This window comes from Metabacillus malikii, from assembly GCF_030813355.1.
GTDB lineage: Bacteria > Bacillota > Bacilli > Bacillales > Bacillaceae > Metabacillus > Metabacillus malikii.
Window position 1 is genome coordinate 383680 of record NZ_JAUSUD010000001.1, and the last position, 11817, is coordinate 395496.

The 11817-nt window shown below is 37.6% G+C and carries 15 protein-coding genes; 10 read left to right on the top strand and 5 right to left on the bottom strand.

Annotated elements, in window-relative coordinates; all coding sequences use genetic code 11:
* Nucleotide 1: 1 nt before the first annotated feature.
* Nucleotides 2-970 (bottom strand): helix-turn-helix transcriptional regulator, encoded by a 969-nt coding sequence (locus J2S19_RS01990; RefSeq protein WP_307336390.1) that lies wholly within the window; start codon nucleotides 968-970, stop codon nucleotides 2-4.
* Between the two features lie 106 nt (nucleotides 971-1076).
* Here J2S19_RS01990 and J2S19_RS01995 point away from each other — a divergent pair, with 106 nt between their 5' ends.
* Entirely contained in the window at nucleotides 1077-1556 is a 480-nt protein-coding gene (locus J2S19_RS01995; protein WP_307336393.1) for a GyrI-like domain-containing protein, read from the top strand.
* 206 nt (nucleotides 1557-1762) lie between these two features.
* Here the strand turns inward: J2S19_RS01995 and J2S19_RS02000 are convergent, their stop codons facing one another.
* A complete protein-coding gene (locus J2S19_RS02000) occupies nucleotides 1763-2635 on the bottom strand; it encodes a helix-turn-helix transcriptional regulator (protein WP_307336396.1) in 873 nt (290 codons plus the stop codon).
* Between the two features lie 195 nt (nucleotides 2636-2830).
* On the opposite strand from J2S19_RS02000, the gene J2S19_RS02005 reads away from it, so the two are divergent.
* The 4 genes from J2S19_RS02005 (at nucleotide 2831) to J2S19_RS02020 (ending at nucleotide 5155) form a co-directional block, all read left to right on the top strand.
* Nucleotides 2831-3400, top strand: a complete 570-nt coding sequence (locus tag J2S19_RS02005) for an NADPH-dependent FMN reductase (RefSeq protein WP_307336592.1) — start codon at nucleotides 2831-2833, stop codon at nucleotides 3398-3400.
* A 31-nt stretch (nucleotides 3401-3431) separates the two neighbouring features.
* The gene (locus tag J2S19_RS02010) at nucleotides 3432-3734 is read left to right on the top strand and encodes a Dabb family protein (protein WP_307336398.1); all 303 of its coding nucleotides are present in this window, start codon (nucleotides 3432-3434) and stop codon (nucleotides 3732-3734) included.
* A gap of 49 nt (nucleotides 3735-3783) precedes the next feature.
* Nucleotides 3784-4527, top strand: a complete 744-nt coding sequence (locus tag J2S19_RS02015; RefSeq protein ID WP_307336401.1) for an SDR family oxidoreductase — start codon at nucleotides 3784-3786, stop codon at nucleotides 4525-4527.
* A 244-nt stretch (nucleotides 4528-4771) separates the two neighbouring features.
* A complete protein-coding gene (locus tag J2S19_RS02020; protein ID WP_307336404.1) occupies nucleotides 4772-5155 on the top strand; it encodes a DUF1398 family protein in 384 nt (127 codons plus the stop codon).
* A 181-nt stretch (nucleotides 5156-5336) separates the two neighbouring features.
* Here the strand turns inward: J2S19_RS02020 and J2S19_RS02025 are convergent, their stop codons facing one another.
* Nucleotides 5337-6785, bottom strand: a complete 1449-nt coding sequence (locus J2S19_RS02025) for a serine hydrolase domain-containing protein (protein WP_307336407.1) — start codon at nucleotides 6783-6785, stop codon at nucleotides 5337-5339.
* A gap of 166 nt (nucleotides 6786-6951) precedes the next feature.
* On the opposite strand from J2S19_RS02025, the gene J2S19_RS02030 reads away from it, so the two are divergent.
* Nucleotides 6952-7704: a class I SAM-dependent methyltransferase gene (locus J2S19_RS02030; protein ID WP_307336410.1), complete on the top strand. Its 753-nt coding sequence runs from the start codon at nucleotides 6952-6954 to the stop codon at nucleotides 7702-7704.
* Between the two features lie 201 nt (nucleotides 7705-7905).
* Entirely contained in the window at nucleotides 7906-8943 is a 1038-nt protein-coding gene (locus J2S19_RS02035; RefSeq protein WP_307336413.1) for an NAD(P)/FAD-dependent oxidoreductase, read from the top strand.
* Between the two features lie 403 nt (nucleotides 8944-9346).
* On the opposite strand, the gene J2S19_RS02040 is transcribed toward J2S19_RS02035, so the two are convergent.
* Complete coding sequence (locus tag J2S19_RS02040) at nucleotides 9347-9730, bottom strand: RidA family protein (protein WP_307336417.1); 384 nt, start codon at nucleotides 9728-9730, stop codon at nucleotides 9347-9349.
* Between the two features lie 106 nt (nucleotides 9731-9836).
* Between J2S19_RS02040 and J2S19_RS02045 the strand changes: the two genes are divergently transcribed.
* A complete protein-coding gene (locus J2S19_RS02045; RefSeq protein ID WP_307336420.1) occupies nucleotides 9837-10172 on the top strand; it encodes a winged helix-turn-helix transcriptional regulator in 336 nt (111 codons plus the stop codon).
* A gap of 44 nt (nucleotides 10173-10216) precedes the next feature.
* Here the strand turns inward: J2S19_RS02045 and J2S19_RS02050 are convergent, their stop codons facing one another.
* Nucleotides 10217-10423: a DUF5316 family protein gene (locus J2S19_RS02050; RefSeq protein ID WP_307336424.1), complete on the bottom strand. Its 207-nt coding sequence runs from the start codon at nucleotides 10421-10423 to the stop codon at nucleotides 10217-10219.
* A gap of 187 nt (nucleotides 10424-10610) precedes the next feature.
* Here J2S19_RS02050 and J2S19_RS02055 point away from each other — a divergent pair, with 187 nt between their 5' ends.
* Both J2S19_RS02055 and J2S19_RS02060 read left to right on the top strand, forming a co-directional pair.
* Entirely contained in the window at nucleotides 10611-10799 is a 189-nt protein-coding gene (locus J2S19_RS02055) for a hypothetical protein (RefSeq protein WP_307336427.1), read from the top strand.
* Nucleotides 10800-11261: 462 nt separating this feature from the next.
* Nucleotides 11262-11594 (top strand): DUF3221 domain-containing protein, encoded by a 333-nt coding sequence (locus J2S19_RS02060; RefSeq protein ID WP_307336430.1) that lies wholly within the window; start codon nucleotides 11262-11264, stop codon nucleotides 11592-11594.
* Nucleotides 11595-11817: the final 223 nt, after the last annotated feature.

Sequence of the window (11817 nt, forward strand, 5' to 3'; positions counted from 1 at the left end):
ATTATTGCTTATTGCAAAATAAAGATAGTCTCTCTCGTAAACTTTCTAAGACCTCCGTTGGAACTTCTTTATACGTGATATCGTCTCCAAGGAATAACAGCCAACTTGTGATATCCGTCAATTCTTCGGGCATATTAAGGTTGATAAAAGTCTTTAGAATGGCTGTGGCTTGATAAGGATTCGTATAGGAAATTGTATAGTTAGATGGATGGTATTTTTTATACTGCGCAATCGCCTTTGGACCAAGTTCGATGACGAGATTGATTTGTTGTTCCTGCTTACGTAGTTTTTCTAAAACCTTTTTTTGCGTTACTCTTTTTTTCGTGATGTATGGTTCTACATCAGTGAGGTGGTCAACAGAAACTGTCATCCTATTTTCTTCCTCTAAGTGAAAGCCCTCAATTTTCCAGACGTTTTTCTCGCGATAAAGATGTAAGAGAAAAGTGGGATAAGACTTTATTTCCTCTCCTTCTTTGACGGTTATTACTAAATGGTTATCCAAAAGAATGAGTTGGATGAGCTTTTCTAACATCGGGTGTGGGAGGTCTGACAGATCAAGTAATTCAGGATTATTTGGATTAGTTCCTTCGAAAAGTAAGATTTGATTTAATAAAACTAAAGTCTCTTGTTGGTTTTCTGGGATGAGGCCAAGTAACTTTTCAGCTAAGGACTGCCGACTTTTTAAATAGGGAAGTTGAAGATTTCTTGAGGCCATAAAGGCGATAAAAAGGGCTTTTACTTCATTATCGGTAAAGTTAATTGAAGGCAGGATAGAGTTGTTCATGACAGAATAGCCACCATCTCTTCCAACTTCCGCTTCAAGCGGCATCCCCATTGCTTCAATTTCTCGAATATCCCGAATCGCAGTCGAACGTGAGATGTTAAATTCACGCATGATTTCAGAAATGGTAAAGTAGGAGCGATTGTTAATATACCGCATCATCGTATTAATTCGTTCAACTTTTTTCATTTGGACCACCTAAACAGTGTCATTTTTTGACATGATTTAATGCTATTATAAAGCTAGCAAGAAGAAAACAAAACATTTTGTTTCATTTAAAAAGGAGGAATTTAAAATGGCAAATTATCGTTTAGAAGAGAAGGACAGCTTTACAGTGTTAGGTATTGGAATTGAGCTTAAGAGTGATTACACAGACTATGCTGGGATTAATAAGGAAAAAGCCGACTTTTGGCAAGCAATCAATCAAGATGGAACACTAGATAAATTAACATCTATCGCAACAAATGACTACATTTTTATCGTAAACGAAGCAGTAAATAACAAAATGATGCATTACGCTGGAGTGATGACAGAGGAATCCTTGCCAGAAGCAACGAGACTAATTCAATTTCCTAAGGGAGAGTACATCGTTGTGGAAGGGGAAGCAGATTCAGATGAAGAGTTGAGTAACAAGCTTACTGGTATTGCTTTTGGAGAAGTACTGACAGTAGTAACGGATGTAGCCTATGTTGGTGGCCCAAATGCAGCTGTTGTAATGGGACAGAAAGATGGATCCGTTTATGGCGAAATGTGGATTCCTGTTGTGAGGAATTAATGAGTTAATACGGTGGAGAAACATCCATTTACTTTTAATAGTAAGTGTATCGATTCGTGTTAGAGCGACGTTCATGTCCTATTAGCAAAACAATAAAAACAAAAATTAGGTATAAATATTACTTAATTAATTGTAAACATGGTTAAAAGCTGAAGAATTGTCAATCTTCAGCTTTTTATTTAAATGTAGTTCTTTGATTATGTTATTTAAGTAGAAGTAACAAATACCCTCGAATGTTCTTGTTTGTAATCACTTATCAACCGCTCCATTTTTGCCACCGTGCCATCCTGATGGGGGACGTGGATGGACACCTTCAAACTTGGATTCTCCACATATTGAAACGACACAAGATCAAAATTTAATAGCCCGAGATTCGGACAATGAAGTGCTTTTGGCGCATCAATGGCATCGAGGACCTCATGAGATTCCCAAAATTTCCGGAATTCATGGCTTGCTTGGCATAGTGCATCGAACTGCTCAGACCACCAAGGGTCATCAACATGACTCGCATATCCTGCGTGGAAAGTAGCTACGATCCTGCGTGCATGTAACTCCCATTGATCGCCCTTGAGATAGCGAAACCGGGGGGAGGTAAAGGTCATCCAAACAAGATTTTTCTCCTGTTCCGTCATGGCTGAAAGGTCGCCGTTCAATGCGCAGTAAGCGGTATTCCAGGCAATGATATTCATGCGTACATCCATGACATTCGCTGGGGAAGTGTTTTGGCTATCCAAAAAACGTTGAAGCTCCTGACTAACCTGAGGTGATTCTTTGGTTTCTGTAATGGGGAATAGTTTCCGTGCAAGAATAAATAAATATTTACGTTCTGATTCATTGAGTCTGAGCGTATTGGCTATACGCTCAAGAACATCAACGGATACATTGATGTTTCGACCTTGTTCTAAATACGTATACCAATCTAATCCGACATCTGCAAGCAGTGCAACCTCACTGCGGCGAAGTCCGGGTGTGCGTCTGCGTCCGGATTCCGGCAAACCGACTTCCTTTGGGGTAATTCTTTCTCGACATGTACGCAAAAAACGGGCTAATTCCTCGTAACGGTCCAGCTGTATCGACATCTAAGCTATAACTCCCTTCGAATGCTGAATGTAGGATTCCTAATCCTAGGATAACATGAACTCTTCCTAGATTTGTCAAGTCCATATACACTAGTTTATGCCATCCTTCAGGATGAAAGCAAGAATGGAAGAGACTGGATCGGTGACTAAAACTGGTTCATGTTGATTCGCACAATAAAATTAGAGGTGATAAAAATGAAGGTAGTAGCTATTGTCGGTAGTATTCGTAAGGAATCATACAACTTGAAGTTGGCCCACTATATCCAAAACCGTTTCAAGCATCTATTTCAGATGGAGGTTTTGAGCATTCGGGAAATTCCTTTTTATGATCAGGATATTGAGAATTCCCCACCGCAATCGGTTATTGACTTAAAAAAGAAGGTTGCAGCCGCAGATGCGGTATTATGGGTAACTCCAGAGTATAATTCGACGATTCCAGGTGTGATGGCGAATGCGATTGATTGGTTATCCCGTGTTGATAAAGTCATGGTCGGGAAACCTTCATGGATTGTAGGTGCATCTATGGGCTTACTAGGTACGGTGAAAGCTCAGGGTCATCTGCGTGATATCCTTTTTGCGTCAGGTATTTCGTCACCACTACTGCCGGGAAATGAAGTATACGTAGGTCTTGTACATGAAAAATTTAATGAGAAGGGTGAGCTGACAGACGAACCAACCCGTCAATACTTGGATCTTGTAGCGGAGAACTTCGTGAAGTGGATGAAGGAGCAATCTCGTCTGAAGCAAATCCAAACCGCTAAATAACTCACATAAATGAATCGAGGAGGTAAGAAAGATGTTTGAACATATCGTACTATTGAAATTAAAACCAAGTGTTACAATCGACGAACAAGAAGAAGTGGTGAAGTACACCTATACGTTTAAGGAAACGATTCAGGGAATTGTAGACATTAGTGCTGGGATTAACATCACCGAGGAAATGGAGCACAAACACGGTTATACAATAGGCATTCGAATAACATTTGCGGATCAGCAAGCTTGCCGGGATTATATCCAGCATCCACAGCATCAGACCTTTTTGAAGCGGATTAGCCCAATAGTGGAAGGAATCGTAATAATGGATTACCCGTTCGCATGAACGTTGCCCTTCTAACGTTATGAAATACTTAAAAGGAGTGATGACAGGAATGGAAACGAAGCTTGCCGGCAAAGTCGCTTTAATCACGGGAGCATCCAGAGGAATTGGCAGAAGGATAGCCGAAGAATTCGCGCAGCACGGAGCAAAAGTAATCGTAAATTTTGTAAGTAGCTCGGATCAGGCCGAAGCAGTTGTTCACGGCATTAAAAAAGCCGGGGGAGATGCTGTAGCGATTCAAGCCGATATCAGTCGGTTAAGCGAATTAGAGCGACTATATTTAGAAACACTTAAGACCTTTGGAAAACTTGATATTGTAGTAAATAACGCCGGAATCATTATAACTAAACCGATTATTGAGATGACGGAAAGCGATTATGACAAGTTGTTCGCGATTAATGTGAAAGGGACGTATTTTTCCTGTCAACTAGCAGCCAAACATTTAAGTGCGAACGGCCGCATCATCAACTTTTCCACTTCTGTGGCCGGACAGATGTTCTCATCCTACAGTTTGTACGCTGGTTCCAAAGGTGCGGTTGAACAGTTTTCTCGTCAATTGGCGAAGGAGTTTGGAAAGAAAGGGATTACGATAAATACTGTGGCACCTGGTCCTGTCAATACTGAGCTTTTCGCAGTTGGGAAAACGCAAGAACAAATTGAAACACTTATCGCAATGAACGCATTCGGACGTCTTGCGGAAGTCGAAGATATTGCGTCTGTTGTCCTTTTTCTTGCGAGTGAAGAGTCTCAGTGGGTAACGGGACAGACAATTCGCGCTAATGGTGGATTTATTTAATAAATTGCTGATAAAAGGGTCTATTCGTTTCATTTAACCCTGAGTATTTTTTATTGAGCAAAAGGGGCACAATTCATGAAAAAATTGTGCCCTTTTTAGGATTTAATTGCGAAACTGCTCCAAGAAATGCTGAAGAGGTAAGACTCTCATTCCTACGCACTTACTTCAAAAGAATAAGAAGTGAATCGGGGGTTAGAATGATGAAGGAATGAATGAAGACATTACTCAATGAGGAGGAATATTCGTGAATGACAAACTAACAGAAGTTGAGTTCCAAGAGATTATTTGCAGAAGAAGCAATGGTAAGATAAGCTTCCAGCAATTCTTAGAAGAATTATCGCTAATAGGCATAAATGAATACGAAATTGAGGTTGCTTCAGGGCAAGCCACGTATAAAGGAGTCCATTCGGAGTTTAAGACGGATTCTCAAATAAGCCTAGTAATTTCAGATACATTTAATAGAAATAAGGCACTTGAATCAATCTCTAATATCGCTCTCCCATTTTTAGATTTTTTAAAAGAAATTGCAGCGTCTGGAATTGTATCCTATCGTATATCCATTCCTGAGAAAAAGGTTACATATTTCGGCATCGGAAATGAACAAATTGAAGAACAGCTTCAAGTTTGAAATAATTTAGAAACCGATAAGTAAATGAATAAATACAGTACAGTTGCTATGGCGATTCTTAGGCTGACTTTTATTCGAATCTATATAAGAAACTGCCCCCCAATTGCTTAATTGTGCCCCCCAATTGCTTAATTGTGCCCCACAATTGGGTCTCATTTCTCTAACTTTTTCAAGCTTTCATTCATGTGATTCGATAAAAGATTCTCAGCAGTGTAAGAACAATTCCAATAAGGAAAACAATCGCTAAGAAAAACATCGCAGCTGGGTAAAGGCCAAATGCATCAAGTGTTGTTGAACTATTGTTTTGTAATGTTGGGACAATGAAAAACAGCCATCCGATTAAGAATGTTGGAATGAATTGTGGAAGTAATCGTAGGATAAAGCGCCACGTAGGACGATGCTTCCGTTTATCCGACCATTTTTTCGCTCGTAAAACTCCCCTCACTCCTAGTAGTAAGTAAATTAATGTGAAGACACCTAGTGACAAATCGATAATTTTAGCTGTTGGTGCTTTTGTTTCAGGTTGCTGGCCCTCAGTCAATTGGATAATACTTGAACTAATTTCATAGGCGTGTTCAAACGTAGGTGTAAAGCTATTTAGTAAAACTGCAACCGCATACCCATTGCTTGGAACTATATCTTGTTGAGATTGATACGTTGATACTGCTCCACTATGAGAAATTCGTGTTGGGTCGATATTTGCTGAGCTTAACGACCAACCAAGGCCATAATTTTTGCTACCTGGTTGCGGAGTATAAGATTCCTCCAATAATTCTTTCGATAATAGCTGATGTCCTGAACTCGTTTTACCATGATTCGTATGCATAGCAAGCCATTTTCCCATATCAGATGCTGTTGAGATGATACTTCCAGCCCCCATATTCATTGCCTCAAGTTCTGTCCAAGGGATTGCCGATCCATATGCTGTTACATATCCTTTTGGTAATCCTTTTACAACATCAGTAGAGTTTACAGTTGTAAGTGAATGCTCCATTCCTAATGGAGAGAATATCTTTTGTTTCATATACAAAGCGAAGTCCATTCCGCTTACTTCCTCCACCAAGTATGCTAAGAGCCAGTAATTTGCATTGCTATAATAGTATTTCTCTCCTGGTTTCGATTGCAGCTTCCAATTATGAATACGTTCTACTCCTGCTTTTAAATCGCTCGCGGGTGGCACAATAATCGGATTTGGAATACCTGACGTGTGACTCATTAATTGGCGTATTGTAACATCTTTCCACCTTGAATCATCAAGTTTGACATCTGGTAAATAGGTAATAACTGGCTCATCGAGTTGGATTTTCCCTTCATCAACGAGTTGTAAAACGGCAAAGGCTGTAAATGATTTAGATGTGGAACCAATTCGCATGAATGATGTTTCGGTTATCGGTTTACCGTTAGAATCATGACCATATCCTTTCGCGTACTCTACATGACCATCTTTTACGACGACAATCGATGCACCAGGTAGTCCGTTACGTTTTATGTAAGTAGTAACATATTTATCAATATCCTCTGGTTTAAATGGTTGGCTAGCTTTAACAGGGAGGTGGAACATAGGTATGACGAGAATTAGTAGTAACATAATAATGAACATTTTCACTATGTTTTTTGAAGGTGTTTTCAAATCATTTTCCTCCAATATTTTTTTAAAAATGACTATTATTAGGTTAACCTGCTATGTCATGATTATTATTTATTCTCCAAATGTATATAAATAATAGATTTTTCCTTACTATTTTTTCATGCTGGAATTTTAAAGAATGGCTTGTACAAAAGGAGTAGTCAATCTAATGAAATCAACAAATACTTTCACAAACAAAGCCGAACTATATGCAAAATATCGACAAACTTATCCTTCTGACTATATTGACTATCTCGTTTCTAAAGCTGACATAAATGACGATTGTATTATCGCCGATATTGGGTCAGGTACTGGGATTTTAAGCAAACAGCTTCTTGAAAGGTGTTTTACTGTTATCGGAGTGGAACCTAATGATGATATGAGAGCAGCAGCGGAGCAATCGTTAAAGTCTTGTTCCCGTTTTACTTCGGTTAAAGCTACAGCTGAAGAGACAACTTTACACGATCACAGTGTCGATTTCGTAACTGTCGCACAGGCGTTTCATTGGTTCGACATTGATAAGTTTAGAGTGGAGTGCCAACGGATTTTGAAGCATGATGCAAAAGTTGCACTTGTATGGAATATCCGCGATGAATCAAGTATTTTAAATAAAGAAAGTGCTGCTATTTGTAAGAAGTATTGTCCGAGTTTTACAGGGTTTAGCGGTGGTATGCATGAAAATCCGCTTCCTTTTCATCAATTCTTTAATGCTGGGTTTGAGGTGAAAACCTTTCGCAATGACTTGCCTTTTCATTTAGATGGATTTTTGGGAAGGTATTTATCTGCGTCGTTTGCGCCAAAGAAGAATGACAAGGAGTATAATCCATTTATAAATGCATTGAAGGAACTATTTGAAAGGTATAGCAACAACGGTACGATCATTATTCCGAATCTAACGAGGAGCTATTTGGGTGAGGTGTAGGATAGGGACTTTAGGTAATAGGACTGTCAAAAGACGGTCTCTTTTTGCTTTTAATCTGTTATGTTTTTTATTAATTGTCATTTATTCTGAATAATAACATTAATCAAATAATGATTGATATCAATTATCATTATCATTATAATGATAATAGTTGAGAATTATTTTCACTGTACAAATTGGTTGGTATAAGGGGAGATGACAATGGATTTATTTGATGTAACAATAATTGGTGGCGGTCCTGCTGGTTTATATAGTGCTTTTTATAGTGGTTTACGAAATATGAAGACGAAAATAATCGAAGTGCAACCGAACTTAGGTGGCAAGGTGAATACATATCCTGAGAAGGTATTGTGGGATGTTGGCGGGCTTCCACCGATGCAAGCACAACAATTTATTGAAAATTTAATCAATCAAGCGAACACTTTTTTACCAACCATTTGTTTACATACGAAAGTGGAGCAAATTACGAAAAATGGTGACATTTTTGAAATATCAACGAAATCAGGGGACGTTCATTATTCTAAAACGATTATTGTTGCTGTAGGTGGAGGGATTTTAAATCCGATTAAGCTTGAAATTGAGGGCGCGGAAAAATATGAAATGACGAACTTACATTACACCATTTTAGGATTGGAACGTTTCCGTAACAAAAAAGTCCTTGTATCTGGTGGAGGAAATGGAGCGATTGATTGGGCAGTCGAGCTTTTATCAGTGGCGGCAGAGGTTATAGTGATTTATCGTAAGGAGCAATTAACAGCACATGAATCACAAGTAGAGATGCTTAAAGAACATGGCGTTCAAATATTGCTTCAAGCAGAAATTGACTCCTTAATAGCAAATGATAAGAAAACAGCGATTGAACAAGTGATCATCTCCAGAAACGGGGAGACTTATTCGATACAGGTTGATGAAGTTATCATTTGTCATGGCTATAATCGTGAGGTGTCATTAACATTCGCTAATGATATCGAACCACAACGCAAGGATAACTATTATTTAGTAAGTCAAGGTCAATGTAAAACATCGGTACCAGGAATTTTTGGTGCTGGCGATATCATTTCATATGATGATAAAGTTGGTTTATTAGTCGGAACATTCCAAGATGCAGTGCTTGCGGTTAATAACGCTAAGTTGTATATCGACCCAGAAGCAGACCAATACGCAATGGTATCGTCACATAACGAGAAATTTAAAGAGAAAAATAGAGAGCTTTTAAAAGAAGTCATTTGTAAGGCTTAACCTAGTAATCTAACTTGAACAATTTGTCATAAAAACGAAACGAACTATGTAAATTTGAAATATTATAGAGTTAAAATCACTTCTTTTGTTTAACATAGAAGTGATTTTTTGTTACATCTATAGACTTTTACAAACGAGTAATTTTACAATCTAAAATACTTTTTCGTCGATTATTGAATGAAGATAGTTATAATAAAGGAAACGGAGTTTAGACGTCTGTATGAGGAACACGTCATGATTAAGAATCAAGTGATGCAAGTACGTTTTCCATAATCATAGTGTAGGGATGACGAATGCTTTATAATATCTGTATTGATATTTCATTAATAAAAAAAATATCAATACAGATTTGTCTATTACATAATTTTAAAGATAAATAGGTTAAAAGCTACGCTGTAGTTCCTTAATCTGTATGTGCCACAGCTGAAATTTCAATTAGTTGCTCTGGGAATGCTAAGTACGTTACACCTATGAGACTGCCAGCAGGCCGGTGTGTACCTATGTATTCCTTGTACATGTTAATAACTGTGTCAAAATGAGCTTCCGGCTTTGTTAAATAAAGTTCTACATACGCAAGGTTATTTTTTGTAACATTAAATTCCTTAAGAATGCGGTCGAGGTTTTCAAACGTTAAGCGAGTTTGTGCTTCGATATCATCTGTGCCGGTGAACTGACCTTCTTGATTGTAAGAAAATTGCCCGGAAATGTAAATCGTGTTGTCGACGCTGTAGCCTTGTGAAATGCCGTGGTCCCATAGATTGTGATGAAACGTTTTAATTTTTGTCATGTGTATCTCTCCCTTATTTGAATGTAAGGTCATTATAAAATGAACAAATTGAAAAAAATAGAACGCACTTTTTTGATAGCTACTACCTGAAAGGATAGTGTTAAAGATGAGTATGGCGAATTTCGAAGAAGCGGGGAATATTAAAGAAACACCGTTTGGGTATACGATGTCAGTGATTGGAGGCAAATGGAAGATGCTGATCCTTTACCTCCTTGCAGAAAATGAAACCGTTCGTTTCAATGAGATGAAAAGAAAAATAGGTGCAATTACCTATAAGACATTAAGTTCACAGCTGAAAGAGTTGGAAGCGGATGGGATGGTGAGACGGGAGGAGTATCCTCAAATACCTCCTAAAGTGGAGTACAGTCTTACACAAAAGGCTGAAACGCTATTACCGATATTGGAACAGTTGTGTGAATGGGGAGATAAACATAAGCCATAACGTTTTTTATCGTAAAAAAACAGACCGGAATACGGTCCATTTGTTTATAAAAAGTAGATGAATCCAGCAACACCGAAAGAAAGAAGTCCTATCAAACCAGAGAATACAGCTATTTTTGTTCTGGAATTGCGATGATCTATTGTTTCAGAATGAAAATTAGCTCTTTGTTGTTGTCCATTCGTCCAAGCTCCGATGAAAATTCCTGAGATAATCATGCAGATAATGCCCATGATAATAATTAAATTTAACATATGGGTGCCCCTTTCTATCTATACTCTACTTACGTTTCGGAACTTAGATTAGTTTCAAAAAAATTCACAATGTTCGTACGGAAGATAATCTTAAGCTATTATATATAAAGGTCATGAAAAGATAGTAGATTGATAGTATTTTTAAAACTAAATGACACAGTTTGTTTAATATGAGAGAAGGTAGAAAATGATGCAGAAGTTAAATTGGTTGTTCCAGACGTTAATTGTTACCGGTGGAGTTGCATACACATTAGCATTTTTTGAGATTGGCAGTGAATTTTTTGATAGATATTATAGTTGGTTTTTGATTTTTCTATGGGTAGGTATAGTCGGTAATTTCATACTAAAATGGTATGAAAAGAAACAAGGCAAATGATAGCTCAGCTCGATAAATGAAAGATGTACCTGATAATGTCGTAATGAAATAACTTTGTAAAACCATTATACATAAACAAACGGATACGATACTTCAACAAAGGGGTATCGTATTTCTTATTGAATTTTAGTCTAAGAGTGATCGGTTCCTTAGCCACTCCCATTTGACGCGCGGATAGTTTGCCTGTTTTCGTTAAGGTCAATTGTTCGGTAGGAATTGTAGGTGTGTACATACAATGAGATGGAATATGAAAGAGGTTGCAAAATTTTTATTTCCTGAGTGGAAAATCGTTCAGTTGGGTTTATATCTCCATGTTTTAATGATTTCCTATGTACTATACGAATGGGGTTGTTATAATAATAGTGAAGATGGATTGAACAACACTTTAAGATGTGTAAAAGTCCAATGTTCGTTTTTAAGCAAGAGTTTCCTTTAAACATATTAACGGAGGAATTATGAGGTGTGAAAATAATATTTAAGGCATTAGCATTCATTTTTTTATTAACCATTGTCGGGTGCGCTACTTCACCAAACAGCAGTGAAGATAAAAACAATGAAAACAAAACGGAAAGTTCCAGTTTTATCGGAACAATCAAGGAAATTAATGGTGATGGTGCAATTGTTTCTGCGAAAGTATTTGAGGGGAATCCTGAAGGTGATGTGTTTGTTGACCTTTCAGTGAATAGTGATGAAGTTTTCCAAGTAGGGGACAAGGTGAAAGTAGGATTTGATGGCACCATTAGAGAATCGTATCCAGCTCAAATTAATACTCTTTTTGTTGAATTGGTTGATTGATAGAAAAAGTACCGTGTTCTATTAACATTAAATCTAAAAACATATCCTTACAATATGCAGCGATACTTCAAAGAGAGGTGTCGCATTTTCTTTTTACATGAAAGATTAGTATGAAAAGACTTATCTAATTCCTGTTACAGATAGTGTTGTAGGGGAATATCATATTGCTTTCAAAAGGAAGATTTGTAAGTTGTGTGATTGTTCTAGAATGTTCGTTACAAAT